This is a genomic window from Solimonas soli DSM 21787 (assembly GCF_000474945.1).
GTDB lineage: Bacteria > Pseudomonadota > Gammaproteobacteria > Nevskiales > Nevskiaceae > Solimonas > Solimonas soli.
On the sequence record NZ_KI440837.1, the window covers coordinates 14,891 to 39,009 of the forward strand.

General features: G+C 66.5%; 27 protein-coding genes and 2 tRNA genes. 19 read left to right on the forward strand and 10 right to left on the reverse strand.

The features are described from left to right. Window positions 1–120 precede the first annotated feature (120 nt). Window positions 121–945, reverse strand: coding sequence for a 30S ribosomal protein S2 (gene rpsB / locus K344_RS21920; RefSeq protein ID WP_043114658.1), 825 nt, complete (start codon window positions 943–945; stop codon window positions 121–123). Window positions 946–1,096: 151 nt separating this feature from the next. On the opposite strand from rpsB, the gene map reads away from it, so the two are divergent. From map to dapD, 3 genes are all read left to right on the forward strand, one after another. Next, the gene (gene map, locus K344_RS0114720) at window positions 1,097–1,918 is read left to right on the forward strand and encodes a type I methionyl aminopeptidase (protein WP_084197491.1); all 822 of its coding nucleotides are present in this window, start codon (window positions 1,097–1,099) and stop codon (window positions 1,916–1,918) included. A 151-nt stretch (window positions 1,919–2,069) separates the two neighbouring features. Next, entirely contained in the window at window positions 2,070–4,751 is a 2,682-nt protein-coding gene (gene glnD / locus K344_RS0114725; RefSeq protein ID WP_028081308.1) for a [protein-PII] uridylyltransferase, read from the forward strand. Between the two features lie 155 nt (window positions 4,752–4,906). Next, window positions 4,907–5,722, forward strand: a complete 816-nt coding sequence (gene dapD, locus K344_RS0114730) for a 2,3,4,5-tetrahydropyridine-2,6-dicarboxylate N-succinyltransferase (RefSeq protein ID WP_028081309.1) — start codon at window positions 4,907–4,909, stop codon at window positions 5,720–5,722. 103 nt (window positions 5,723–5,825) lie between these two features. Here the strand turns inward: dapD and K344_RS0114735 are convergent, their stop codons facing one another. The 6 genes from K344_RS0114735 to K344_RS21925 all read right to left on the reverse strand — a co-directional run bounded on the left by K344_RS0114735 (window position 5,826) and on the right by K344_RS21925 (window position 10,930). After that, a complete protein-coding gene (locus K344_RS0114735; protein WP_028081310.1) occupies window positions 5,826–7,316 on the reverse strand; it encodes a nucleotidyltransferase family protein in 1,491 nt (496 codons plus the stop codon). Further along, window positions 7,313–8,002: a glycosyltransferase family 2 protein gene (locus tag K344_RS0114740; RefSeq protein WP_028081311.1), complete on the reverse strand. Its 690-nt coding sequence runs from the start codon at window positions 8,000–8,002 to the stop codon at window positions 7,313–7,315. Before K344_RS0114740 ends, K344_RS0114735 begins: the two co-directional genes overlap by 4 nt. Next, window positions 8,002–8,751, reverse strand: coding sequence for a glycosyltransferase family 2 protein (locus K344_RS0114745; RefSeq protein ID WP_028081312.1), 750 nt, complete (start codon window positions 8,749–8,751; stop codon window positions 8,002–8,004). Before K344_RS0114745 ends, K344_RS0114740 begins: the two co-directional genes overlap by 1 nt. Further along, window positions 8,748–9,794: a hypothetical protein gene (locus K344_RS0114750; protein ID WP_211234558.1), complete on the reverse strand. Its 1,047-nt coding sequence runs from the start codon at window positions 9,792–9,794 to the stop codon at window positions 8,748–8,750. Before K344_RS0114750 ends, K344_RS0114745 begins: the two co-directional genes overlap by 4 nt. A gap of 126 nt (window positions 9,795–9,920) precedes the next feature. After that, window positions 9,921–10,349 (reverse strand): PqqD family protein, encoded by a 429-nt coding sequence (locus K344_RS0114755; RefSeq protein ID WP_028081314.1) that lies wholly within the window; start codon window positions 10,347–10,349, stop codon window positions 9,921–9,923. An 80-nt stretch (window positions 10,350–10,429) separates the two neighbouring features. Next, complete coding sequence (locus K344_RS21925) at window positions 10,430–10,930, reverse strand: DUF2721 domain-containing protein (protein WP_084197493.1); 501 nt, start codon at window positions 10,928–10,930, stop codon at window positions 10,430–10,432. Window positions 10,931–11,042: 112 nt separating this feature from the next. On the opposite strand from K344_RS21925, the gene dapE reads away from it, so the two are divergent. Together dapE and K344_RS0114770 are read left to right on the forward strand one after the other, a co-directional pair. Then, the gene (gene dapE / locus K344_RS0114765) at window positions 11,043–12,278 is read left to right on the forward strand and encodes a succinyl-diaminopimelate desuccinylase (protein ID WP_028081315.1); all 1,236 of its coding nucleotides are present in this window, start codon (window positions 11,043–11,045) and stop codon (window positions 12,276–12,278) included. Beyond that, on the forward strand, window positions 12,275–13,291 hold the full coding sequence (locus K344_RS0114770) for a YheT family hydrolase (RefSeq protein WP_051362268.1): 1,017 nt from the start codon (window positions 12,275–12,277) through the stop codon (window positions 13,289–13,291). Before dapE ends, K344_RS0114770 begins: the two co-directional genes overlap by 4 nt. Before the next feature lie 30 nt (window positions 13,292–13,321). Here K344_RS0114770 and K344_RS0114775 read toward each other — a convergent pair whose 3' ends face one another. Both K344_RS0114775 and K344_RS0114780 read right to left on the reverse strand, forming a co-directional pair. Further along, window positions 13,322–14,110, reverse strand: a complete 789-nt coding sequence (locus K344_RS0114775; RefSeq protein WP_028081317.1) for an SDR family oxidoreductase — start codon at window positions 14,108–14,110, stop codon at window positions 13,322–13,324. A 196-nt stretch (window positions 14,111–14,306) separates the two neighbouring features. Continuing rightward, window positions 14,307–15,194: a fructose bisphosphate aldolase gene (locus K344_RS0114780; RefSeq protein WP_028081318.1), complete on the reverse strand. Its 888-nt coding sequence runs from the start codon at window positions 15,192–15,194 to the stop codon at window positions 14,307–14,309. A 120-nt stretch (window positions 15,195–15,314) separates the two neighbouring features. Between K344_RS0114780 and K344_RS0114785 the strand changes: the two genes are divergently transcribed. Then, window positions 15,315–15,402, forward strand: a tRNA-Ser gene (locus K344_RS0114785). 125 nt (window positions 15,403–15,527) lie between these two features. Here K344_RS0114785 and K344_RS24140 read toward each other — a convergent pair. Beyond that, complete coding sequence (locus tag K344_RS24140; protein WP_169729303.1) at window positions 15,528–15,683, reverse strand: hypothetical protein; 156 nt, start codon at window positions 15,681–15,683, stop codon at window positions 15,528–15,530. 178 nt (window positions 15,684–15,861) lie between these two features. Between K344_RS24140 and K344_RS0114795 the strand changes: the two genes are divergently transcribed. The 13 genes from K344_RS0114795 to K344_RS21945 all read left to right on the forward strand — a co-directional run bounded on the left by K344_RS0114795 (window position 15,862) and on the right by K344_RS21945 (window position 23,843). Then, window positions 15,862–15,937 (forward strand) — tRNA-Thr (locus K344_RS0114795). 175 nt (window positions 15,938–16,112) lie between these two features. Beyond that, window positions 16,113–17,351: a tyrosine-type recombinase/integrase gene (locus K344_RS0114800; protein WP_028081319.1), complete on the forward strand. Its 1,239-nt coding sequence runs from the start codon at window positions 16,113–16,115 to the stop codon at window positions 17,349–17,351. A gap of 105 nt (window positions 17,352–17,456) precedes the next feature. Next, complete coding sequence (locus tag K344_RS21930; RefSeq protein WP_043114660.1) at window positions 17,457–17,762, forward strand: DUF3077 domain-containing protein; 306 nt, start codon at window positions 17,457–17,459, stop codon at window positions 17,760–17,762. Between the two features lie 2 nt (window positions 17,763–17,764). After that, a complete protein-coding gene (locus tag K344_RS0114805; RefSeq protein ID WP_028081320.1) occupies window positions 17,765–18,055 on the forward strand; it encodes a hypothetical protein in 291 nt (96 codons plus the stop codon). Continuing rightward, window positions 18,052–18,333: a hypothetical protein gene (locus K344_RS0114810; RefSeq protein WP_028081321.1), complete on the forward strand. Its 282-nt coding sequence runs from the start codon at window positions 18,052–18,054 to the stop codon at window positions 18,331–18,333. Before K344_RS0114805 ends, K344_RS0114810 begins: the two co-directional genes overlap by 4 nt. Window positions 18,334–18,785: 452 nt before the next feature. Continuing rightward, window positions 18,786–19,346: a hypothetical protein gene (locus tag K344_RS24145; RefSeq protein WP_157622971.1), complete on the forward strand. Its 561-nt coding sequence runs from the start codon at window positions 18,786–18,788 to the stop codon at window positions 19,344–19,346. Window positions 19,347–19,417: 71 nt separating this feature from the next. Beyond that, window positions 19,418–19,627: a hypothetical protein gene (locus K344_RS24150; protein ID WP_157622973.1), complete on the forward strand. Its 210-nt coding sequence runs from the start codon at window positions 19,418–19,420 to the stop codon at window positions 19,625–19,627. Between the two features lie 10 nt (window positions 19,628–19,637). Beyond that, window positions 19,638–19,916, forward strand: a complete 279-nt coding sequence (locus K344_RS24155) for a hypothetical protein (protein ID WP_157622975.1) — start codon at window positions 19,638–19,640, stop codon at window positions 19,914–19,916. 93 nt (window positions 19,917–20,009) lie between these two features. Then, a complete protein-coding gene (locus K344_RS0114820; protein ID WP_211234559.1) occupies window positions 20,010–20,729 on the forward strand; it encodes a DUF7146 domain-containing protein in 720 nt (239 codons plus the stop codon). Beyond that, window positions 20,726–22,111, forward strand: a complete 1,386-nt coding sequence (locus K344_RS21935) for a helicase RepA family protein (protein ID WP_051362269.1) — start codon at window positions 20,726–20,728, stop codon at window positions 22,109–22,111. Before K344_RS0114820 ends, K344_RS21935 begins: the two co-directional genes overlap by 4 nt. Before the next feature lie 77 nt (window positions 22,112–22,188). Then, window positions 22,189–22,677 carry a hypothetical protein gene (locus tag K344_RS0114830; RefSeq protein ID WP_028081323.1) on the forward strand — a complete coding sequence of 163 codons (489 nt, stop codon included), beginning with the start codon at window positions 22,189–22,191 and terminating at the stop codon, window positions 22,675–22,677. Between the two features lie 56 nt (window positions 22,678–22,733). After that, complete coding sequence (locus K344_RS21940) at window positions 22,734–23,213, forward strand: hypothetical protein (RefSeq protein WP_157622977.1); 480 nt, start codon at window positions 22,734–22,736, stop codon at window positions 23,211–23,213. A 3-nt stretch (window positions 23,214–23,216) separates the two neighbouring features. After that, complete coding sequence (locus K344_RS21945) at window positions 23,217–23,843, forward strand: terminase small subunit (protein ID WP_051362271.1); 627 nt, start codon at window positions 23,217–23,219, stop codon at window positions 23,841–23,843. Window positions 23,844–24,119: the final 276 nt, after the last annotated feature.

The window sequence follows — 24,119 nt, forward strand, 5'->3', positions numbered from 1 at the left end:
GGTTCCTGAGTGTTCGATTCTTCGGTGATGGGGCCGAGCCCCTGAAACGACAAACCCGGCAGCCGAACGGCGGCGGCCGGGTCGTGCGGGCGCGGCGTGCCGCGCCCGCCTGCGCGGGGCTTACTCGCCGCGGCGGCCGGCGCCGCGACGCTCGCCGCCACCCGGCTTGCGGTCGCCACGCGGGGCGCCGCGCGGCTTGCGCGGACGATCGTCGCCCGCCGCCACTTCCGCCGGCTCCTCGACGGCGCGGAACGGCACCGGGTTGGCGCCGCGCGCTTCGATGATGGCGTCGGCGATGCACTGCGCATAGACCTTGATGGCGCGCGTGGCGTCGTCATTGCCCGGGATGACGCAGTCGATCGGGCTCGGATCGTTGTTCGAGTCGACGACGGCGATGACCGGGATGCCGAGCTTCTTGGCTTCCAGGACGGCGTTCTTCTCATAGCCGGTGTCGATGATGAACAGGCAGTCCGGCAGCGCCGGCATTTCCTTGATGCCGCCGAGCGACTTGCGCAGTTTCTCGATCTCGCGCGTGAAGACCAGCTGTTCCTTCTTGTTGAGGCGGTTGATCGAACCGTCCTCGACCTGCTTCTCCATCTCGACAAGGCGCTTGATCGAGGCCTTGACGGTCTTGAAGTTGGTCAGCGTGCCGCCCAGCCAGCGCTGGTTGACGAACGGCATGCCCGAGCGCTTGGCCTCTTCCTCGATCGTCTCGCGCGCGGCGCGCTTGGTGCCGACGAAGAGGATGCGGCCGCCGTTGGCGGCGAGCTTGCCGGCGAAGGAACAGGCGTCCTTCAGCATCGGCAGGGTCTGCTCGAGGTTGATGATGTGAATGCGATTGCGGCTGCCGAAGATGTATTGATCCATCTTCGGGTTCCAGTAGCGCGTGCGGTGGCCGAAGTGGGCACCCGCCTCGAGCAACTGGCGCATCGTGATGTCCGCCATGTGAGACTCCGTAGGTTGTCAGCAAATCGCGCCGGGGCACCGCCGACGGGCGGGCACCTTACGAATGGCGCGAGTGGATTTCCAAGGACGCTCCGCCTTGCGGATTGCCTTTGGAGGGCGCGCTTTATACCATAGCGCCCCTTTGAAAACAATGAGTTTGCGGCTCGCCGCAGACCACTACGCAGGCGCAATGGCCGTCACGATCAAGACTCCCGAGGAGCAGCAGAAGATGCGCGAGGCCGGGGCCGCCGCGGCCTCCGTGCTGCAGATGCTCGAACCGCACGTCAAGCCGGGCGTGAGCACCGAGGAGCTCAACCGGCTCTGCCACGAATACATCGTCAACGTGCTCGATTGCATTCCCGCGCCGCTGCACTACGGCGGCGGCAACGGCCGGCCGCCGTTCCCGAAATCGATCTGCACGTCCGTGAACCATGTGGTCTGCCATGGCATTCCGGGCGCCAAGGTGCTGAAGAAGGGCGACGTCCTCAACGTCGACGTCACCGTCATCAAGGACGGCTGGCACGGCGACACCAACCGCATGTACTACATCGGCGAGCCGAGCATCCTCGCCCGCCGCCTCTGCGAGACCACGCACGAGGCGATGATCGAGGGCATCAAGGTCGTGCGGCCGGGGGCGCGGCTCGGCGACATCGGCGCGGTGATCCAGAAGTACGCCGAATCGCGCGGCTTCTCGGTGGTGCGCGAATACTGCGGCCATGGCATCGGCCGCGGCTTCCACGAAGACCCGCAGGTGCTGCATTACGGCCGCCCTGGCACGGGTCTTGAACTGGTCGAGGGCATGACCTTCACGATCGAGCCGATGATCAACGCCGGCCGCCCGGAAACGCGGCTGCTGCCGGACGGCTGGACGGTCGTCACCAAGGATCACTCGCTGTCGGCGCAGTGGGAGCACACCATCCTGGTCACGAAGGACGGGTACGAAGTGCTGACGCTGCGCGACGGGAAGATGTGAGCGTGGGCAAGCCGATTTCATTCGTTCCGCCACACGCGCCCCGGCGCGGCATCGTGGCGGCCCTCACCCCACCGTCCGCTCCGCGGACGGTCCCCCCCTCTCCCGCTACGCGGGCGAGGGACGACAGCGCCGCTGCGCGGCAGGCAACTTAATGGGCGCCGAGATCGATCTCGCCGAAGAGGAAGCCGCCGGCATCTTCAGCGCGCACCGCATCCGCTCGCGGCTCGCCGATGGCGGCTACTCCATCAACTCCTTCCGCGACACGCTGAACTGGGGCCGCGAACGCCTCTACAGCCTGTTCCACGAAGGCCTGCCCGCCGACTCGCTGGTGCACGCGCGCGCGCACCTCGTCGACGAGGTGCTGCGCGCGTCCTGGCAGAAATTCCTGCCGCGCGGCGCCACCGGCCTGACGCTGGTCGCGGTCGGCGGCTACGGCCGCGGCGAACTGGCGCCGCATTCGGACATCGACATCCTGCTGCTGCACGAGGGCGACGCCCTGGAGCAGCATCGCGGCGCGCTCGAGCAGATGACCGCCTTCGGCTGGGACATCGGCCTCGAAGTTGGCCAGAGCGTGCGCACGGTCGCCGAATGCGTGGCCGAGGCGGAGAAAGACGTCACCATCATCACCAACCTGATCGAGGCACGGCTGCTGGTCGGCGACGAGAACCTGTTCCGCGCCATGCAGGCGGCGCTGACGCCGGACAGGATCTGGCCGGTCAAGGATTTCTTCGAGGCGAAGAAGGAAGAGCAGGCGGCCCGCCACCGCAAGTACGACGACACCGGCTACAAGCTGGAGCCGAACGTCAAGGAATCGCCGGGCGGCCTGCGCGACATCCACACGATCGGCTGGGTCGCCAAGCGCTACTTCGGCGCGCAGACGCTCGGCGAGCTGCGCGAGCGCGGCTTCCTGAGCAAGCAGGAGTGCGACGAGCTGTTCGCCGGCCAGGATTTCCTGTGGCGCGTGCGCTTCGCGCTGCACATGCTGACCGGCCGCCACGAGGACCGCCTGCTGTTCGACCACCAGATCAAGGTCGCCGAACTGTTCGGCTACGAGGACGACGACAAGAACCGCGCGGTCGAGCAGTTCATGCAGCTGTACTACCGCACGATCAAGTCGCTGTCCTGCCTCAACGACATGCTGCTGCAGCTGTTCGAGGAAGCGATCATCCATCCGGCGCAGGGCGGCGAGCCGATCACGCTCAACCCGCGCTTCCAGGTCCGCAACGGCTGGCTCGAAGTGCGCGCCGACGACGTTTTCCAGCGTTACCCCTGGGCGCTCATCGAGGTGTTCCTGCTGCTGCAGCAGCATCCGAAGATCGAGGGCATCCGCGCGCAGACCCTGCGCCTGATCCTGCGCGACGGCCGCCTGCTCAATGATCAGGTGCGCCAGTCGGTGCAGGCGCGCTCGCTGTTCATCGAGATGTTCCGCGAGGGCCGCGGCCTGACGCGCAACCTGCGCCGCATGAACCGCTACGGCGTGCTCGGCCGCTACCTGCCCGCCTTCGGCCGCATCGTCGGCCTCATGCAGTACGACCTCTTCCACACGCTGACGGTCGACGAGCACATCCTGCGCGTGGTGCGCAACGCGCGCCGTCTGGCCATGCAGCGCTTCCGCCACGAGCTGCCGTTCTGCAGCCAGGTGATGGACCGCCTGGCCAAGCCGGAGCTGCTGTACCTCGCCGCCTTCTGGCACGACATGGCCAAGGGCCGCGGCGGCGATCACTCCGACATCGGCGCCAGCGAGGCCGAGCAGTTCTGCCTCGACCACGGCCTCTCGCATCCGGATGCGGCGCTGGTGCGCTGGCTGGTGCAGAACCACCTGCTGATGTCGCTGACCGCGCAGAAGCAGGATCTCAGCAACCCTGCCGTCATCGCCGAATTCGCGCGTGCGGTCGGCGACCGCCAGCATCTCGACTACATCTACCTGCTGACCTGCGCCGACATCCGCGGCACCAATCCGGCGCTGTGGAACGCCTGGCGCGATTCGCTGCTCAAGGAGCTGTACAGCCTCACGGTGCGCACGCTCGAGCGCGGCGTCGACAATCCCCTGCAGGAAGACGAGCGCGCCGCCGAAGTGCGCGCCAAGGCGCTCGCCCTGCTCGCCGCGCAGAACATCACGCACGAGCAGGCCGAAGGCGTGTGGAAACGCTTCGACCGCGACTACTTCCTGCGTCACTCGCCCGACGAGCTGGCCTGGCAGCTGCCGGCGATCATGTCGGCGACCGAGGCCGACCTGCCGCTGGTCCTGGTCGCCTCGATCGGCAACCGCGGCACCAGCGTGTTCATCTACACGCGCGACCGCGATCACCTGTTCGGCCTGTCGACCGGCGTGCTTGCCCGTCTCGGCCTCAACATCCTCGACGCGCGCCTGCACACGACCGACGACGGCTTCGTGCTCGACTCCTACGCGGTCGCCGAAGGCGACAACACGCCGATCACGCAGCCGATGCGCTTCGAGGAGATCCGCGCGGCGCTGCGCAAGGTGCTGTCCGATCCGGAGGCCTCGACGATCGACGTCAACCGCCGCATGCCGCAGCGCCTCAAGCACTTCAACACGCCGACCAACGTGCACTTCAGCCAGGACGACGCGCGCGGCCGCACGATCCTCGAACTGGTGACGGCCGACCAGCCGGGCCTGCTGTCGATCATCGGCCGCGTGTTCCAGAAGCGCGGCATCCTGCTCAACGCGGCGAAGATCGGCACCATCGGCGAGCGCGCCGAGGACGTCTTCTACGTCACCGACCGCATGCACCGGCCGATCGTCGACGAGGACGTGCTGGACGATCTGCGCGAGGTCCTCGTCCGCACCCTCGATCGGCCGGAGACGGCGTGATCCGGCCGCTGCGCGGGCCGATCCCGCGCTCTCCGTGCTCGCCGTGCCTCGGCACAGCTGTGCGCGGAAGCCGCGACCTTGGCCCTGCTCACAAGGACGGCTTGCGGTCTCCTCACGATTTTTGAAACAGACAAACGACAACGAGAGAAATCCCGATGACCACCCTGCAGAACACCATCGAAGCGGCTTGGGATCAGCGCGAGGCGTTCGACAAGAACGACGCGGCGGTGCGGCACGCGATCGAGGACGCGATCGGCTTGCTCGACAGCGGCGAGGCGCGCGTGGCGCAGCCGTCAGCCTCGGGATGGATCGTCAACGAGTGGCTGAAGAAGGCGGTGCTGCTGTACTTCCGCCTGCACGACAACATTCCGGTCGACATGGGCGCGCTGGCGGGCTATGACAAGGTGCCGCTGAAGTTCGCCAGCTGGGGCGAGGAGGAGTTCAAGGCGCAGGGCGCGCGCGTGGTGCCGCCGGCGGCGGTGCGCAAGGGCGCCTACATCGCGCCGGGCGCGATCCTCATGCCCTCCTACGTCAACATCGGCGCGCACGTCGGCCGCGGCACCATGGTCGACACCTGGGCGACGGTCGGCTCCTGCGCGCAGATCGGCGCCAACGTGCATCTGTCGGGCGGCGTCGGCATCGGCGGCGTGCTGGAGCCGCTGCAGGCGAGCCCGACGATCATCGAAGACGATTGCTTCATCGGCGCGCGCTCGGAGATCGTCGAAGGCGTGATCGTCGAGAAAGGCGCGGTGATCTCGATGGGCGTGTTCATCGGCCAGTCGACGCCGATCTACGACCGCGACGCCGACACCGTCAGCTACGGCCGCGTGCCGGCCGGTGCCGTGGTGGTCGCCGGCTCGCTGCCGAAGGCCGGCGGCAAGTACAGCCTCAACTGCGCGGTGATCGTCAAGCGCGTCGACGAAAACACGCGCAAGAAGGTCGGCATCAACGCCCTGCTGCGCGATCTCTGAGCCCGGCGCTGCGGCGCGCGAAGCCCCGCGGACTTCGAGTCTGCGGGGCTTTTTGTTTGCGCGGCCCGCACCGTCGCCGCGTCGCCGCGATGCGCGGCGGCGCTCAGCCCGGCTCCACGCGCGCCGAGAGCACGCGGAACGGCAAGGCCTCAAACCGCTCGACCGTCGATTGCGGCTCGCCGTCGCGACAATGCCGCAGCCAGCGCGATTCCAGGCTGAGCGCCCCGAGCGGCAGCGGGCACGGCACCTCGCCGCGAAAGCGCAGGATCAGCGGCCCGCCGCGCTTGCGCGCATGCCGGTACACGAGATGGGCGAGATGAACACCCGCCGCCTTCAGTTCCAGGCGGATGCCGCGCGAACTCGGCAGCACCGGCATCTCGAAACGCAGCCGCAGATCGAATCGCAGCGTCGTGCCGCGCGCCGGCGCCGCCGGCAGCGGCAGCTCGGCGCGCAGCACCGCCGCGGCTTCGTGTGCCGCCCGCGCGCCGGCCACGACCTTGCCTTTCACCGTCACCTCCGGCGGCATCGTCCGGCGCTCGGCGCGCGCCGCCAGGACACGCACGCCGCGCCGCAGCAGGCGCAGGACGGGATTCAGGCCCTGCTTGGGTTTCATCGACGCCAGCGTCATCAGCCGCGTGAGGCCCGGTCGCCCGGCCGCGGCGCGCACCGCGTCCAGCAGTCCCTCGGGCAGTGCAACGTCGAGGCCGCAGGCGAGATAGGACAATGCGACCGCCGCCGGATCGAGCAGCCGGCGGCGGCGCAGCACGTCCATCAGTTGCGCCGCATCGGTCTGGCCCTGGCGCAGCGTCACCGCGGCGTCGACCAGCCAGTCGCTGTGCGCGGCGGTGTTGCGCGCGCCATGGGCGATGGCCAGCGCCACCCGGTCGGCGGCGGACGGCACCCAGACATCGAGCCCGCCGAAACGTGCCGGACGGGCGCGCTCCCAGATGGCGCGGTCGTCGCCGGCATCGGCCTGCAGCGGGTGATAGGCGCACTGATGCAGGTCGATATCGCCGAAACGGCCGTACTGCAGGTTGATGGCGCGCTGCGCGCCCAGCCGCGCGCGGAGATACGGGTGGCTCACACCGCTGGCGGCCAGCCAGCCGCGCTCGTGCAGGAGATCGAGCGCCTGGCCCATCGCCGCGGCCGGCACGAGAACGTCGATGTCATAGGCGATCCGACCGCGCTGCGCCGCCGCGTCGACGGCGATGCGGCTCGCGCCCTTGAGCATCATCAGCGGAATGCCGGCCGCATGCAGCGCGCGCAGCGCCGGCAGGGTGTCGCGCAGCGCCAGCTGCGAGCGCGTCCACAGCATCTTCTGCAGGCCGGCCAGCCGCGGCCAGGCCGGATGGTCGGCCAGCGCCTCGCTCAGCCGCGTGGCGATGGCGAGCAGAAGACGATGCTCGGCGAAGCCGGCCGAATTGATGTCGTGCTCGTCGAGCCAGCGCCGCGCCGCGGCGAGCGCCGCCGCGTCGTCGGCGAGCAGCGCGGCGCGCAGCAGGCGGTCGCGCCCGCCCGCCGGCCAGGCCCAGCCATGACCGGGAAAGCGCCGCAGGCGGCGCGCCGGCGACCGGCCTGCGTGGTCCGCGCTCATGCTCCGTCCTCGGTGTCGCGCGCGGCGCGCGCCGCACGCTGGCGCAGCAGCGCGCGGCGCGCCACTTCCAGATAGCCGCGGTCACGCGCGGCATCGCGCCCGTAAGAAAGACTGCCCGCGTGAATGCGCCGCAGCACCAGCACCTCCTCCATCATCTGCAGGCGATGCCCCTGGGCGCGCGCGCGGCCGAGCCAGTCGACCATCTCGCCGCGCCGGCCGGGCGGATCGACGACGGGGCCGATGGCGGCGATCGCCTCGGCGCGCGCGAGCATGGTGCTGCGCGTCCATCCCGGACCCGCCGGTCCGGCGGTGGCCGGATCGGCGTCGCGGAAATGGCGCCAGTGCGTGAAGCTGATGGCGATGCCCGGCTCAGCCGCCATCAGCGCCATCTGTCTGCGCATCTTGTCGGGCAGCCACACGTCGTCGGCATCGAGCGTCGCGATCAGTGCCGCCCGGCTCGCGGCAAAGCCGTGGCTGGTGGCGCTGCCGGGGCCGGCGTTCGGCTGCGTCAGCAGCAGCACGTCGATGCCGCTGCGGCGCACGGCGTCGACCGTGCCGTCGCTCGATCCGTCGTCGACGACGATGATCCGCTGCGGCGCAGGCGACTGCGCGGCGACCGAGCGCAGCGCCGCGACGATCGTGCGCTCGGCGTTGAAGGCGGGGATCACCACGTCGTAGGCCGGCATCAGCGGAATCCCCTCCGCGCCAGATCGCCCATGTCGATCACCTCGGCGATCGAACCGAGCGACGGATCGGCGCGCCGCCGCCGCATCGATCCGTGCAGCGCGCGGGCGAAGTCGCGGCGCGCTTCGTCGCGCCGGCCGGTCATGTTGCCGGGGTGGCGGCGGTAGTACATGGCGACGCGCTCGCTCAGCACATGCGGCACGCGACACTCGAAAGCGCGCATGAGGAAATCCAGATCCTCGGACTGCCGGTAACTTTCATCGAAACCGCCGAGCCGCGCCAGCAGCCACGGACGAAACAGCGCGACGCCGAGGTGCACGCCGCGCAGCGTCGCCACGACGTCGGCGGGATCCGGCGCCAGTGTCTCGGCGTCGAGCGCCGCGACGATCGCCATGCGCCCATAGCAGAACGCGGCGTCCGGCGCCGCCGCGAGCAGGGCCAGATCGGCCAGCCGGCCCGGCGCCCAGGCATCGTCGGAATCGAGGAAGGTGACCGCGTCGGCATCCGCCGGCAGCCGCGCCAGCCCGGCGTTGCGCGCCGCCGTCACGCCGCGGTTCGACTGGCGGAACAGGCGGATCTGCGGATGCGCCGGCACGAGCGCCTCGACCACCGCGGCGCTGTCGTCGGTCGAGCCGTCGTCGATGACGATGATGTCGAGCTCGGCATGCGCCGCTTCGCGCAGGATCGAGCGCAGCGCGCCGCCGATCATCGCCGCGCGGTTGAAGACCGGCACGATCACGCTGACTTTCATGCGCGCCGTCCTTGCATCGACGCCGGATCGCCTTCGATGAAGGCGGCGATGGCGGCGGCGATCTCGGCGGCGTCGTGACCGAGCGTCAGCCGGAAGCAAGGCAGGCTGCGCGTCAGGGCGCCGAAGAAACGGAATCCCGCCAGGCGATCACCCGGCATCTGGTTGATGGCGGACGGCGCCAGCGCCAGCATCGCCTCGCTGGCCGGCGCCGGGCTGATGGTCGTGCGCGCCCCGCCGCCGATGCGCGGCAGCAGGAGCGCAGTCAGCGCGAGATGGTCCACCGGCGCGCGGCGCGCCAGATCGCCGATGCGGAATTCGTGCTTGCCCTGCCAGTTCAGCGGTCCCGGCTGCGGCAGGACGCGCGCCAGCCGCAGGCGCGCGAAGCCGGCCGGATCCTGCTTGAGCGTATCGAACAGGCGGTGCGCCCGGGGCTGCGGCCTGAGCTGCACGAGCACGTAGTCGTCGCCGACGCTGTCCAGCCCTTCGACGAGGCCGGCCGCCACGGTGCCGGACTTGCCGGCCCCGCCGGCGCCGGCCAGCAGCACGCCGCGACCACCATGGCCCAGCGTGCCAGCGTGTGTCAGGCGCATGCCGAGGGCGGCGTAGTACCAGTGCAGGAACGCACGCAGCGGCGCACCGGTCTCCCACGGCGGGAAGGCGTCGCGCGCCGCCATCAGCTGCACGCCCTGGCGGCTCGCCGGATCGTAGAACTGCCAGAAGCGCAGTTCGTGGAAATAGCTGCCTCTGAGGCCCTCGGCCGCCAGCAGATCGGCGAAGGCGTTGCTGCCGAAATCCGCGTCGCCCCACTCGGCGGGCGGCGCGATGCCGGCGAGCCCCGGATGGACGATGCGCACCTGCATGTCGGGCGCCGCCGCGACGCCCGCGGCGAAACCGGCCATCGCCTCGGCGAGCGGGCCGTGATCACAGCGAATCTCGACGTCCAGCGCCGGCAGGCGCGCGCGGCGGCGGCAGGGAATGGAAGCGTCGGCCGCCGCGGCCCGGGCCAGTGTGTCGCGGGCATAGCGGACCAGCGTCTGCGGCATGACCCGGCGCATCAGCAGGCCGACGAAGGACGATGCATCGCCCGCCGCGGACGCGGCGCGACCAACCCGGCCGAGCACACGATCGGAGAAGGCACGACGCGATCGGCGTGGCGCATGAGCGTCGCGCTATTGCTTGCGGATCGGCCAGCCGGCCTGTTCTTCGACGTCGTGAATCGGATCGACCAGCAGCAGATCGGCGAGCTCGTCGTGCATCTCCACCGACAGCGGTTCACGCGCCGCCTGCAAGGCCTCCGCGATGGCCGCCGGCAGCGGCACCGGGCTGGCCTCCGGCGAGGCGGCGAGCAGGCCGAAGCCGAGCAAGCGGCCGACGAAGCCTTCGACATCGCTCGCGCTCAGCGCCTGGCCCGCGCATGCCTGCCCGACGAGCGCCGCCGGCGGCACCTGCAGGATCAGCGCCTGCCAGACCTGGCTGCCGGAGTCCGAGAATCCGTAGTAGCGCCCCTGTCCCAGATCGAGCACGACGGCGTCGCCATCGAAGGACTCGAAGACGATGTCGGTCCGCGCGATCGCGTAAGGGAGGGAAGAGATGCTCATGGAATGCCCCGATCAGGGAAGCGCGAGGTCGCGCCCGGAATGTAGCGCGCCGCCCTCCGCGCCATCAACGCAGGCCGCGCTCAGTCGGTCGGCTGGCCGCGATGCGTCTTGACGGTTTGCGCCCCGGGCACGGCCTGTTCGGGATCGAGCTCGCCGATGCGCAGATAGCGGGTCGCCAGCTGCACCTCGCGCAGGAAGCAGAACAGGCCGCCGATCAGCGACAGGATCGAGGTGACGAACAGGCCGGTGATCAGCCGCGACAGGTTCCACTTCGAGAACGTGCCGACGAACAGCACGACGATCACGCTGCTGATCAGCAGCGCGCAGCCGATGCAGAAGACGATGGCCAGGTTCGTCAGCCGCGCGCGGCGCGCCTGCTGGCGCAGCGCGATGCGGATGCCGGGCGCGCGGCCCGGCGCCGCGGTCACCAGATCCGATTCGAGCTTGCGCGCGCGATCGACGATGCGCGCCAGGCGGTTGGTCAGCACGCCGAGCATGGTGCTGACGCCGCCGAGCAGGAACACCGGCGCGACGGCGACCTGGATGGTATGCGCGATCGCTGAAACCTGAGTCTCGTCCATGTTCCGCATTATCCATGAGGGGCAGCGTTTGCGGTGCGCCACCGGACTTGCGCCGCTAAACTTGCGCGCTACTCCCCGCGGCCGCCCGGCCGCCCTGCCGGCAGACCCAGCCATGGCCGATGACCTCGCCGAACACGCGGTACTCGATCTGACCTGCGCGCTGATCGCGCGCCATTCGCTGACGCCGGACGACGCCGGCTGCTGCGCGCTGATCGGCGAACGCCTCGCCAGGCTCGGTTTCACGCTCGAATCCATCGACGCCGGCGGCGTGACCAATCTGTGGGCGACCCGCGGCAGCGGCGCGCCGCTGCTGATCCTCGCCGGCCACACCGACGTCGTGCCGCCCGGCCCGCGCGGCGACTGGCTCAGCGATCCCTTCGTGCCGGACATTCGCGACGGCGTGCTCTACGGCCGCGGCGCCGCCGACATGAAGTCGGGACTGGCGGCCATGGTCGTCGCCGTCGAGCGCCTGCTGGCGCGGCGCGCCCCTCACCCCACCGTCGGCGCTGCCGACGGTCCCCCCCTCTCCCCGCTGCGCGGGGCGAGGGACGAGGGTCGGCAGCCCGCGGCTGCCGCAGCAATCTCCGGCACCCTCGCCTTCCTGATCACCAGCGACGAGGAAGGCGCGGCGAAGCACGGCACGCGCCACGTCGTCGAGGTGCTGAAGGCGCGAGGCATCAGGCCGGACTACGCGATCGTCGGCGAGGCCACCGCCGCCGAGCAGCTCGGCGACCGCATCACCATCGGCCGCCGCGGCTCGCTCGGCTGCAATCTGCGCGTGCTCGGCAGGCAGGGCCACGTCGCTTACCCGGAAAAGGCCGACAACCCGATCCACCGCCTGGCGCCGGCGCTCGCCGAACTGAGCGCCGAAGTCTGGGATCGCGGCAACGCGCACTTCCCGCCGACTTCGTTCCAGATCTCGAACATCCACGGCGGCACCGGCGCCAGCAACGTCATCCCCGGCCACGTCGACCTGATCTTCAACTTCCGCTTCTGCACCGAGTCGAGCGCCGAAGACCTCAAGGCCCGCGTCAGCGACATCCTCGATCGCCACGGCCTGCGCTACGAGGCCGACTGGTGGCTGTCCGGCGAGCCCTTCCTGACGCGCGAGGCCGAACTGGTCGCCGCCGCGCGGGCGGCGATCGCCGACGTCACCGGCATCGCGGATCCGCTGCTGTTCACCGGCGGCGGCACCTCGGACGCGCGCTTCCTCGCGCCGTGGGGCGCGCAGACCGTGGAGATCGGTCCGGTCAACGACAGCATCCACAAGGTCAACGAGCACGTGCGCGTCGCCGATCTCGAACGGCTGAGCCGCATCTACGAAGGCACGCTCGACCGCCTGCTGTGAGCGACGGCGCGCGCGCCACGATGACCGCCGCCGGCGACAGCTTTCGCCCGCACTGGGCACTGCGCCACGCGCAGATCCAGTCGATCCTGGCGACCAAGAGCCCGCGCCGCCGGCGCTGGCTGCGGCGCGACGACCGCCTCGAAGCCTGCGCGCAGGCGCTGCTGCTCGACGGCAGCGACGGCGTGCGGCTCGCCGCGTACCTGTCGAAACAGGCCGAAGGCGTCGCGCCGCGCGGCCTGGCCGTGCTGATCCACGGCTGGGAAGGCAGCCACGAATCGAGCTATCTGTACTCGATGGCCTGCACCGTCTACGCCGCCGGCTACGACGTGCTGCGCCTCAATCTGCGCGATCACGGCGCGACGCATCATCTGAACCGCGAGTTCTTCCACTCGGCGCGCATCGACGAGGTTGTGCACGCCATCGCCGACGCGCGCCGCCACAGCGAGGCCGCGCCGCTGTACGTGATCGGCTTCTCGCTCGGCGGCAACTTCGCGCTGCGCGTCGGCCTGTACGGTCCGGCGCTCGACGTGCGGCCGCGGCTCGCGATCGGCATTTCGCCGGCGATCAATCCGCGCGCGACGATGCAGGCGATCGACGACGGCCCGACGCTGTTCCGCTGGTACTTCACCGGCAAGTGGCGCAAGACCGTGCTGGCCAAGAAGGCCGCGTGGCCGGACCTCGATACCGAAGCGCTGCTCGACGGCAGCAGCCTGATGGCGATCACCGCGCGCTTCGCCGAGCGCCACACCGAGTACGGCGCGCTCGATCCCTACTTCGCCGCCTACACACTCGGCGCCGAACAGCTGCAGGCATCGCCGTCACCGCTGGCGATCCTCACCGCCGCCGACGATCCGGTCATTCCGGTCGCCGATTTCGCCGGCCTGCGCGCGCAGGGCGCGCTGCACGCCTTCGATCTGACGCGGCATGGCGGCCACTGCGGCTTCATCGAGGATTTCGCGCTGCGCAGCTGGGCCGAGCGACGCGTGCTGGAACTGCTGGCCGCACATCGCTGAGGCGGGACGCGCCGGTCACGGCGCGCGCATTCACGTCACCCGGGCGCGCTTGATCAGCGCCGACACCAGCGACGGCGCCCAGCGCTTGGCGTAAATCGCCAGCTTCTCGCGGCCGACGTACAACTCCTCGGCATCGCGTCCGACGCCGGCCCAGATGCGCGCCGCGCAGGCCTCGGCGTCCATGCCTTTCTCCTGCCCCGCATCCATCCTCGCGTAGCGGCCGCCGTCGCCGGTGATCGCATTCACCGAGACCTGCGTGCGGATGAAGCCGGGGCATACGAGCGTGAACTTCAGTCCCTCGCGCCACAGCTCGGCGCGTGCAGCCTCGTAGAAACCGTGCAGCGCGTGCTTGGCCGCCGCGTAGCCCGTGCGCAGCGGCGTGCCCATCTTGCCGACCACGCTGCTGATGACGACGACGTGTCCGCCGCCGCGTGCGCGCATGCCCGGCACGAGGGCCTTGGTCAGGGCCACCGGCGCGAAGAAGTCGAGTTCCATGATGCGGCGGTAGACGTCCATGCCGGTATCCACGAGCAGGCTGCGCTGCGAGATGCCGGCGTTGTTGACGAGCACCTCGATCGGCCCGAAAAAGGCCTCGGCCGCCCGCAGCGCCGCCGCGGCGTCGAACGCGGTCAGATCGAGCGGCAGCACGGCGACCCGCGCCGGATCGGCGCAGGCGGCGCGCACGCGCTCGAGTTCATCGACACGTCGCGCGCTGAGCACCAGCTTCGCGCCGCGCCGGCTGGCGAGCAGCGCCAGCGCCTCGCCGATGCCGCTCGATGCGCCGGTGATCCAGATCGTCCTGCCCGCGATGTCCGTCATGCGCCCCTCCTTCGAACCACCGACCGTTGGAACCACAGATTTCACAGATTACACAGAAAGAAATGTTCCCCCGTCGCTTCACCTGCGGCATCTGTGGTTGATGTTTTCCGGCACCGCAAAAAGAAAACGCCCGCTCCGTTGCCGGAGCGGGCGTCCGCGGGTCTGGCCCGCAAGACCGCGGATTTGATTCGGCCGATCAGGTCAGCGAGGCCTGATAGATGCTCTCGATGGCGGCGTCCAGCGCCTTGTCGAACTCGGCGTCCGACATCTGCGCGGTCAGACCTTCGGTCAATGCGCGGCTGAAGCTGGCGATCACGCCCTTGTTCTTGGCGAGGATGGCATTGGAATCGGCGCGCGAATAACCGCCGGACAGTGCGACCACGCGCGTCACCTTCGGATGCTTGACCAGCGCATCGAACTTGCCGGCCACTTCCGGCAGCGTCAGCTTGAGCATCACCGAGGTACCCGCCGGCAGCGCGTCGAGACGCTTGAGAAGGCCCGCCACCAGCAGGTCTTCGATCTTCGCCTTGTCCGGCGACTTGATCGACACTTCCGGCTCGATGATCGGCATCAGGCCGGCATTGAAAATCTGCAGACCGACTTCGAACTGCTGATCGAGCACGGCGTCGATGCCCTTCTGGTTGGCTTCGTCGATCACCGAGCGCATCTTGGTGCCGAAAATGCCCTTGGCGCGGGCGCGCTTCAGCAGTTCATCGAGCCCCGGGTTCGGCTTCATCAGCTGCACGCCGTCGGCGGCCGCGGCCAGACCCTTGTCGACCTTCAGGAACGGCACCACGCCCTTCTTCTTCCACAGATATTCGGCGGCCGGAAGGCCACCGAATTCGCGATCCATGGTCATCTCGAACAGGATGGCGCCGAGCACGCGCTGGCCGCTGAAGGCCGGGCTGGTGACGATGCGGGCCCGCATGGCGTGAACCAGATCGAACATCTGCGCTTCGCCGCTGTAAGCGGACTCTTCGATGCCATAAAGCTTGAGCGCCTTCGGCGTGCTGCCGCCGCTCTGGTCCAGCGCAGCGATGAAGCCCTGGCCCTTGGCGACTTTAGCCAGTTGTTCCTGATTCATTCATGCACTCCTGATGCGATGCCTGTGGTGTTCGAGCGGTAATTTGGCGCGCGATGGTATCAGGATGCAGGCCCCGATACACGACCGCGCGCAGGGGGTTTCCGGTAAGATTCCCGGCTCGGAGAGATGGCAGAGTGGTCTATTGCGGCGGTCTTGAAAACCGCTGAACCGCAAGGTTCCGGGGGTTCGAATCCCTCTCTCTCCGCCACTTGATCCCGCCGATCCGCATCATTGGCAAGGCCGATGAACCCGCCATGAAGCGCGGCACTCAGCTGACTTGGACGCGGATGCGTTCGGTGCGCAGGGCGGCGATCCGCCATGCGCCGCCGCGCCCTAAGCCCCGGCCGCTGCCGGGATCGGTACAGCAGCCGCGGTAGTCGAGCCCGCAGTCGTCGGCAGGCTGCCGTGCACCAGTTCGCCGTCGCCGGCATCGACGCCACGGAAGTGGCGCGCCTTCACCCAGCGGATGTCTTCGATGGCGCTGAGCATCTCGATCGCTGCACGGCATCCTCCTTTCGCTTGCGGGCTCGTCATGCTTGCACAGGCACGCGCGCGCTGCGCCGCAGGCGGACGTCCCGATCGCGATGCCGGGCGCGCCGGGCGGTCCGGCCGTCGGCGCGGTTGGCATTGTTCGCGACAGGCGAGCACCCTATAATTCGCGCCCCTCGCCGGGATAGCTCAGTCGGTAGAGCGACTGATTCGTAATCAGTAGGTCGCAGGTTCGATTCCTGTTCCCGGCACCATTCAAGGGTCCGCAAGGGTCCATCGCTGTACAGAAACCGCGCTTAATGCGCGGTTTTTTCTTGGCTTACGGTTTTCTGTCGTCCAGTACCGTCCACCAACATCCAGCCCTTGCGTCGGGCAACTTGTCGGGCAACATTGGCCCCGCACCACCACTGCGGAAAAGTTGCCCGACCCATGAAGAAGCTGACCGACACCTACCTGCGCGCGCTCCGGGCCAAGGCCAGGCCGTACAAGTCGACCCGAGACGGCGGCCTATACGTGGTGGTAATGCCCACCGGCAGCAAGCTCTGGCGGTTCGGCTACAGCTTCTCCGGCCGGGAAAAGCAGATCAGCCTGGGCCCCTACCCCGATGTTCCTCTGGCTCTTGCCCGGGAGCGCCGGGACGAAGCACGCCGCCTTCTCGCTGCCGGCATCGATCCAAGCGCCGAGCGCCGCGAGGCCCGTGCCGCAGTCGCGGCGGCGACCATCAATACCTTCGAGGCGGTCGCCCGCGAATGGCTGGCGAAGCAGCGCCATCTGGCCCGCGCCACGCATGACAAGGCGCGCATCATGCTTGAGCAGATGGCGTTCCCATGGATCGGCGGCCGTCCGATTGGCGAAATCACCGCTCCCGAGTTGCTCGCCGTCGTGCGCCGGGTCGAGGAACGAGGCCGCATCGAGACAGCGCAGCGGCTCAAGCAACGCTGCGGCCAGATTTTCCGCTACGCCATCGCCACTGGGAGGGCGGAACGTGATCCCTCCGCGGATTTGCGGGGCGCGCTCGCGACGGCGAAGGTCCGCCATCGCGCCGCCATCACCGAGCCCGACCGCTTCGCCAAGCTGCTGCGCGACCTGGACGGCTATAGCGGCTCTTTCGTGGTTGCTTGCGCCCTCAGGCTCGCACCATTGCTCTTCGTGCGCCCCGGCGAGCTGCGGCATGCCGAGTGGAGCGAGATCGACCTGTCGGCGGCTGAATGGCGCATACCGGCGTCGAAGATGAAGATGCGGACCGAGCACGTCGTGCCACTCAGCGAGCAGGCCGTCGCAATCCTGCGCGAATTGCAGCCGTTGACCGGCCATGGCTTGGACCTGAGGCCCGATGCGCCACGCTACGTGTTTCCCTCTTCGCGCTCACGCCTCAGGCCGATGAGCGAGAACACCGTCAATGCCGCACTGCGCGGCCTCGGCTACAGCAAGGAACAGGCGACTGGCCATGGCTTTCGGGCCACTGCGTCAACGCTGCTGCATGAGCTGGGCTGGCGATCCGACGTGATCGAGAGACAGCTGGCGCATCAAGAGCGCAACGCCATCAAGCGCGCCTACGATCGATCGCAGCACCTGCCCGAGCGCCGCAAGCTGATGCAGTTCTGGGCCGATCATTGCGGCGCCCTGAAGAGCAACACCGCGAAGCCTGGGCTTTTGCGAGCAGCCTGAATACTTACCGCGAAGCCTGGCGGCGGACGACAGCTAGGCATTCGAGCGAATCAGCGACGTACTTGTCCCACGCCGCTGACTCTGACTCGCAACATGGAGAAAGCCATGAAGCAAGCTGAAAAAGATGGTAACGCGCCGGCGACGGCCGCGCATTCGTTTGTTCAGTACGCGCCTGGAAAGATCGGCCTATTCAGCGTTCCCGCCGGGATATCCGCCGAAATCGCGCTTGAGCATGCAAGCTGTTTCATCGACTGTGCGGAAACGCTTTCGCGCATCGTCGCGACGGAAATCGATGATAACGCCGCCGAATCGAACATGGCGCACGCCGCCAAGTATCTCAACGAGATGGGAAAGGCGCTCATCGATGCCGTGAGTAGTGGACTTCTCCACAAGAATATCGTTGGGGCATAGTCATGAAAGCGCGCGACTCCATGTTCACCATGAACGCCAATTACCTCATCGCTGACAACGCAACGTCGAGCGCGTTACTGGAAGATGCATTGGCCTTGTCCGAGCCCGCACTTGAGATCGTCAATACTCTGGCGATCGAATTGGGAGATAAGGGTTCGCAGACAACCGCCAACCCGGAAGCTGCAGCGCGGATGCTTTGGGGAGCATTCAACATGCTTAGCATGGCGCAGAACATCACGACAGCTGCGCTGAGCAGGATGAATGCGGCCGAGTCTGCGAAGGTGGAAGGATGAACGCCGCCCCTGATCAAGATCAGGTCGAACCTGAGCGCCTGAAGATCGCCATCGAGGCAGCATGGGAGGCTGAGCAGCTCTGTCTGCGCATGATCGAAATGTGCGGGCTCGATCGGCTCGACTTCCGTGGCATGGCTGCCCGCTTACTGGCGCTCAGCCGCGCTTCCATGTGGGCGCTCACTGACCCCGATCACGAGCTCGCCGATATCCGCCGGCGGCTTGGCTGCAAGGATTTTGGCAATACCGTCGGTATGACCACCGATATTCAATCTGCCTGACCGCACCACCGCGCGGGGTCTTGGCTGACCTCGCGCGGCGCTTTTTTGAGAACGGGGAAGCGGATGGAAAACCAAAGTCGACTGAATCAGAAGCGCATCCTGCTCTTTGCTGTCATAGCAACGAGCATTGCTGTCGCCGTCGCCTTGTTCGCGCACTATCGCGCAAGGCCTGACAAGGGCGTTATGTATCGCTACGCCTTAAGTAAGTTAAGCGACGATGAAATCCGCATGTTGGCGGCGCGAGCCCATAGCGATTGGATTCAAAGGCGCAATGCCAATGTCGCAGCAGCCGCACGCAGCGACGAACAACGTGCTCGCTCGTTTGAACGCTGCCAAGACGCGGCCTACAGGCTCCGGCATGAGAATGAGTGTTCGCCGCGCACGCCCCTCTTTACGGAGGGACTTCCTGAACCAACTGAAAGCGATCTTCTCTACCAAGCGATTCTTGGCCCATGCCTCATCGCATCAACAATATGGGAGGCTCGGACATGGGGGTGTCTGTGAAGCCGCATAGACGAGCCATTACCGTTCTATCCGACATTGAGCCGCTCGACCAAAATGAAGAACGAAAACTTGTTGAGACACTGCGTAAGGAATGGCTGGATCGCGCTCGAATCGCGATCTTGATTGAGGCAAGAGCTGATCCTTCTTTTGCACGAAAAGCCATAGATGACCTTGTAGCCTTGGCCGTAGAGAACAGAGACCTCTATTCGCGGCTACGAAAGACGATAAATTCCGGGAAATCGTCTAGACCTTCTTACAGAACAAAGCGTTGGAACAAGAACCTGCATGTTGCTTTGGTTCAGAGCTACTTGGGCTCTAAAAGACATCACGAAACCCGTGCCGCTTTGCTTGAATTCCTCGCTAACGCCTGGGGGCCTATGAGCGTCAAGGCATTTGAGAACCGCCTTTCGAAGGCATTATCTGAGGTCAGTGAAGACGACCTTCCGGAGTTTGTCCGGGAAGATTTTTGCAAGCTTCGCTCTACTCACAGAAAGAATCCCAAGCGATGAGTTAATAAATCAAGGCGAATAGCTAGTCTTCCATTCACCGCCGCCATGCGGCACAGCAAAGGTGAATGGATATGGATGCGAAGACCCCAAGCCTTGACCGACTCGTCCCTCCGTCCGAGGGCATGAAGATCGTCGGCGTTCGATCGCCTACGTCGTACTACAACCTGATCAAGCTCGGCGAGCTTCCCCCGCTGATTAAGCGCGGACGCAACTCCTTCCATCTCGAAAGCGATCTGCTGGCATATGTGCGCCGGCTGGCTTCCACGCGCATCGCTGCCTAAGGAGTCCGCCATGGCTGGAATTGGTAGCGGCATTCAAAATTCACTTGGTCATCGCACCCTTCGACATGTTCTCGGTGACAGCGGCTATCGCCAAATGTCGCGGGTGGCCGATCCCGGGAATCTGTTCGGAGGCGCCACACCACCGCCGCCGCGCCCTGATCCGGTTGTGCCGATGCCGGATGAAGAAGCGTTGGCGGCCGCGAAGCGGCGCTCCATTGCTCAGCAGCGTGCCCGTGGTGGCCGCGCCAATACCATCTTGTCTGATGGCAACAGCGAGACGCTGGGCTAACTAATGCGAGTCCCTTGGACATCGCTCCCGGACGGCAACTCGCGCGCGACCTGCCCGAATTGCGGGAAAGGGCCAAAGGACAAGACGCTTGGGGTGACGATCACCCATGAGAAGGGCATCGCGCACTGCTTCCGCTGCAATCACGTCGAGCACCGGGACGGCTTGGTCCGCGCGGGTTCGGTGATGCCGATCATCCTTGAGCAGAAGCACGAAACCCTGAGCGAGTACTGGCGCGCGCTGTGGGACGCCTGCGACCCGATACACGGTGCCGCCCGCGAGTATCTGCAGGCACGCAACTGCGTCGTCCCGCCCAAGGATGGACATCTGCGCTGCCACGCAGCCCTCAAGCATCCGAGCGGCCACGTTGGCCCGGCGATGGTGGCGCTGATCACGGACCAGGTGACCGGCGAGCCTCTGAGCCTACATCGCACTTGGGTGAAGCCGGATGGCAGGAAAGCCACCGATCCGCCCCGTCTGTTGATCCCGAACCATCGCAAGCAGGGCGGCGTCGTGCGTCTCTGGCCCAACGAGGCCGTGACGCATGGACTGGGAATCGCCGAGGGTATCGAGACTGCCCTGAGCCTCGCGCACGCCTTTACACCGGTCTGGGCGCTGATTGACGCAGGCAATCTCAAGGAGTTCGGCCCACTGCCCGGCATCGAGGCCCTGACCATTGCGGTCGACCATGATGCGGCCGGCATTAGCGCTGCTGAGGACTGCGCGCTGAGGTGGATCGAAGCGGGTGCCGAGACGCGCTTCATCATGTCGCCAACGACGAAAGGCGACATCAACGACATGGCGGTAGCCGCATGATCGACGCCGCCACGCAGGAGCGATTTGGCCGCAATCGTGAAGTGATCCGCGAGTTGGTCAGCAACACCGTGCCGATCCGGCGCAACCTCGTTGCCTCCAATGTCGTCGTAGGCGACAACGACGACACGACGACGCGACGGCTCAAGTGGGAATGGGCGACCGACGAAACTGCCCGCGACGTTCCCGACGAGCTCGTGCAAGGCCTCTTGGTCCGTGGCGGCGTGTCCCTGCTGTACGGCGACAGCAACTCAGGCAAAACTTTCCTCGCACTCGATATCGCCGCCGCTGTCGCCCGGGGCGCGCAGTGGTTCGATCGCCACGTAGAGCCCGGCCTTGTCGTCTACCTTGCCAGCGAATCGCCGGCCTCGCCGCGCACGCGCCTGCAGGCTTACCGGACTGCATTCAAATGCGAGACCCCGAACATCGTCATCGTTTCGTCGCCGGTCGATCTGTTCAACGGCGACGGCGACAAGGATGACATCGTAAACCTGGTCAAGGAGATCGAGGGCAAAACCCACAAGACGTGCCAGTTCATCATCGCCGACACGCTGGCCAGAGTCAGCGCCGGTGCCAATGAGAACAGCGGCGAGGACATGGGTCGCGTTATCAAGCGCGTTGATGCGCTCAGGGAAGCGACCGGCGCGCACGTCATGCTGATCCACCACGCAGGCAAGGACCAGGCTAAAGGCGCCCGCGGTTGGTCAGGCCTGCGGGCCGCTGTCGACACCGAGATCGAGGTCACGGCCGACGACGCCACCGGACTGCGCTGCGCTGAAGTCACCAAGCAGCGCGATATCGCCGGCAAAGGCACGCGCATTGGTTTCCAACTTGAGCAAGTGAACTTGGGAACGACCAAGTGGGGCGAGCCGTTTACGAGTTGCGTCGTGCAGCCAACCAACGCTCCGGTCAAGCAGACGAGGAACAAACGCGTCAGTGAGATCGGCGGCGCGATCGTGGAGTTTCTCAGCCAAGGCGACACGGCGGTGAAGCGGACCAATGTCGTCAACCACATCGTTGAGTCGCATGGGTGCCTCCGCCAGTCGGTCTACAAGCAGATCGAGGCCTTGAAGGCGGCTGGCCGCCTTATTGAGTTTGCTGGCGCCGTCAGACTCGTGAAGGAAACCGCGATGTCGCCGGAGGCCGATCGGCGACAAGGCGACACAGCGACGCCCGTCCACAGGCCAGCGACGATGACAGAGGGGATAGCCGCAAGTGATGCGAGCAGTAACCCAGAAGATTTGTCGCCAATGTCGCCAACTGTAGCCCAGGCGACAAATGGCGACAGCAGACAGACCGAAGTGCAGATGTCGCCAATGTCGCCTCTCCCCTATAGGGGAGGCGACAAAGGCGACAACACGGAGCCGCGCGCCAATGTCTCTTAACGAGCCCCTTTTCTTATCAGCAGTGGCGCTTCTCGTGCTCTGCCTGCTGCCTCCGACTAGTCGATAGAAGATCTGCAATGAACGAACACTTGGAAGAGCTTGTTGACGTTATCAAGGGTATCTCCCAGTACACGCCCATCTGGCGTGGAAAAGCGGTCCATCTCATGAAGATGATCCCGGAGATCGCCACATCACCACTCCTGCCTGGGACTTGGATGACGGACGAACAGGCGTTCGTGAACTCACTCCGAATCCCCGAAGTGGTCGGGGCTCTGAGTGTTCAGAACATCCATATCTGGAAGGGCTCCGATGGCCTGATACGCCTTGTGGTCACGAATCCGAACCGGTTCATGACGCCGACGCAGATTCAGACTCTGGTCGCACCGCCGCTGCCCGGCGGGGTCCGATGCAAGTATTGCGGAATGAATGAGGATCGGACGCCCGAAGAGCTGCAGCCCTATTGTGGGATAGGCCAATCAACTGGCGAGGGTCTCGTGCACCCACAATGCACTTATGGCTGGCGCAATGCCTTGATCCTGGCCAAGCGGCAGGCAAAGGCCGCCTGATGTCAGAGCTCTCAACTACGAGCTCGCGCGGGAAGGCTCCGGCCTCTCCTGAGGACATGACGCCGGCAGATATTGCCGAAGCGCTTCTTAATCCTTTGGCGGCGGGCGCCCGGTCTGCTCAGCTTTTCAGCTTGTCGGAGGAGGTTCTTGATCAGAAAGCGGTCATGAACGAACTGATCGCGCAGACCAAAGCGGTTCATGGGGGCGATCTTTCTCGGCTGGAGACGATGCTTACTGTGCAGGCCCATAGCCTGGACGCCGTGTTCAACGCCATGCTCAGGAAGGCGAATCAAAACCTCGGCGAATACCTCCCCGCGGCAGAGACCTATCTGCGTCTGGCTCTCGAAGCTCAAGCTCAGAGTCGGGCCACCGCTGAGTCCCTAGCAATCCTCAAGAATCCGGCGCCGTTCACCTTCGTCCGACAGACGAATATCGGGAACGCAGTGCAGATTAACGCGGGGGGCGCGCAACATCGGCCTGAGCCTGCCTCAGGGGAAAGCGCGGTTGTGCCTTTCGAGGCCGCTCGACAAGGCTGATCCATGCCTGTGCTCTCCAACCCTCGTCATGAGCTGTTTGCCCAAGAAGTAGCGAAGGGGCAGTCACAGCGTGCCGCCTATCGTGCCGCTGGCTACGACACCGAATCCGACGACGCTACGGATGCGGCGGCATCCAGGCTGGTAAGCGACGTTAGGGTTTCGGCGCGGATCACCGAGATCCAAAGCGAGGCCGCCAAGGTGGCAGAAATGACTGCGCAAAGGATTTTCCTGGCGTGGTCCAAGATCGCCACGGCCGATATCCGCAAGGTCGCTAAATGGAGCAATCAGGAACGCCTCATCGACGGAGAAGACGGCAAGGTTCGCGTGGAGAGTGAGGTGCTGTTCATCCCCAGCAATGAACTAGACGACGACACCGCCGCCGCCATTGCCGAAGTGAGTCACGGCAAGAACGGCCTGCGGGTCAAGATGCATGACAAGGTTTCCGCTCTCGCGAACATGGCTCGCTATCTCGGGATGTTCACGGACAAGGTCCAGCACACGGGAAAGGACGGCGAGCCGCTGATACCGCCTCTGGGTGATATCGACTTGGCGAAGGCGATCTGTTTTGCCCTCGAAGCAGCTGTGAAGAAAGCCAAAGAATCCGCTCAGCCCGAAGCGGACAAGCCGTAGCACACAGGAAATCAACATGCCCCGCCTTCCAGACGCAACCATCTTGGGCCGTCGCCCTGCTCCGCAACCCGATTTGTCGATCGTCAGGCCTGCCGACCGTAGCTCGGTAGGTCGCTTGCCGCAGGCGCAACTTTCGCGCGAAGTGCTCTTCATGCGCGCGACCGTGCGACCGTTCGTCGGAAAGATCAGGAAAGAATACTCGCCATGATCGGCGAGCGGCCAAGGCCGCAGACATGATTCTTGGGGGAGCCCAGCCAATTTCGGGCAACTTTTCGG

Coding starts and splice junctions, on each gene's coding strand:
- rpsB (WP_043114658.1), bottom strand. CDS start 945: ATGGCGGACATCACGATGCGCCAGTTGCTCGAGGCGGGTGCCCACTTC.
- map (WP_084197491.1), top strand. CDS start 1,097: ATGAGTTTGCGGCTCGCCGCAGACCACTACGCAGGCGCAATGGCCGTC.
- glnD (WP_028081308.1), top strand. CDS start 2,070: ATGGGCGCCGAGATCGATCTCGCCGAAGAGGAAGCCGCCGGCATCTTC.
- dapD (WP_028081309.1), top strand. CDS start 4,907: ATGACCACCCTGCAGAACACCATCGAAGCGGCTTGGGATCAGCGCGAG.
- K344_RS0114735 (WP_028081310.1), bottom strand. CDS start 7,316: ATGAGCGCGGACCACGCAGGCCGGTCGCCGGCGCGCCGCCTGCGGCGC.
- K344_RS0114740 (WP_028081311.1), bottom strand. CDS start 8,002: ATGCCGGCCTACGACGTGGTGATCCCCGCCTTCAACGCCGAGCGCACG.
- K344_RS0114745 (WP_028081312.1), bottom strand. CDS start 8,751: ATGAAAGTCAGCGTGATCGTGCCGGTCTTCAACCGCGCGGCGATGATC.
- K344_RS0114750 (WP_211234558.1), bottom strand. CDS start 9,794: ATGCCGCAGACGCTGGTCCGCTATGCCCGCGACACACTGGCCCGGGCC.
- K344_RS0114755 (WP_028081314.1), bottom strand. CDS start 10,349: ATGAGCATCTCTTCCCTCCCTTACGCGATCGCGCGGACCGACATCGTC.
- K344_RS21925 (WP_084197493.1), bottom strand. CDS start 10,930: ATGGACGAGACTCAGGTTTCAGCGATCGCGCATACCATCCAGGTCGCC.
- dapE (WP_028081315.1), top strand. CDS start 11,043: ATGGCCGATGACCTCGCCGAACACGCGGTACTCGATCTGACCTGCGCG.
- K344_RS0114775 (WP_028081317.1), bottom strand. CDS start 14,110: ATGACGGACATCGCGGGCAGGACGATCTGGATCACCGGCGCATCGAGC.
- K344_RS0114780 (WP_028081318.1), bottom strand. CDS start 15,194: ATGAATCAGGAACAACTGGCTAAAGTCGCCAAGGGCCAGGGCTTCATC.
- K344_RS24140 (WP_169729303.1), bottom strand. CDS start 15,683: ATGCTCAGCGCCATCGAAGACATCCGCTGGGTGAAGGCGCGCCACTTC.
- K344_RS0114800 (WP_028081319.1), top strand. CDS start 16,113: ATGAAGAAGCTGACCGACACCTACCTGCGCGCGCTCCGGGCCAAGGCC.
- K344_RS21930 (WP_043114660.1), top strand. CDS start 17,457: ATGAAGCAAGCTGAAAAAGATGGTAACGCGCCGGCGACGGCCGCGCAT.
- K344_RS0114805 (WP_028081320.1), top strand. CDS start 17,765: ATGAAAGCGCGCGACTCCATGTTCACCATGAACGCCAATTACCTCATC.
- K344_RS0114810 (WP_028081321.1), top strand. CDS start 18,052: ATGAACGCCGCCCCTGATCAAGATCAGGTCGAACCTGAGCGCCTGAAG.
- K344_RS24145 (WP_157622971.1), top strand. CDS start 18,786: ATGCCTCATCGCATCAACAATATGGGAGGCTCGGACATGGGGGTGTCT.
- K344_RS24150 (WP_157622973.1), top strand. CDS start 19,418: ATGGATGCGAAGACCCCAAGCCTTGACCGACTCGTCCCTCCGTCCGAG.
- K344_RS24155 (WP_157622975.1), top strand. CDS start 19,638: ATGGCTGGAATTGGTAGCGGCATTCAAAATTCACTTGGTCATCGCACC.
- K344_RS21935 (WP_051362269.1), top strand. CDS start 20,726: ATGATCGACGCCGCCACGCAGGAGCGATTTGGCCGCAATCGTGAAGTG.
- K344_RS0114830 (WP_028081323.1), top strand. CDS start 22,189: ATGAACGAACACTTGGAAGAGCTTGTTGACGTTATCAAGGGTATCTCC.
- K344_RS21940 (WP_157622977.1), top strand. CDS start 22,734: ATGACGCCGGCAGATATTGCCGAAGCGCTTCTTAATCCTTTGGCGGCG.
- K344_RS21945 (WP_051362271.1), top strand. CDS start 23,217: ATGCCTGTGCTCTCCAACCCTCGTCATGAGCTGTTTGCCCAAGAAGTA.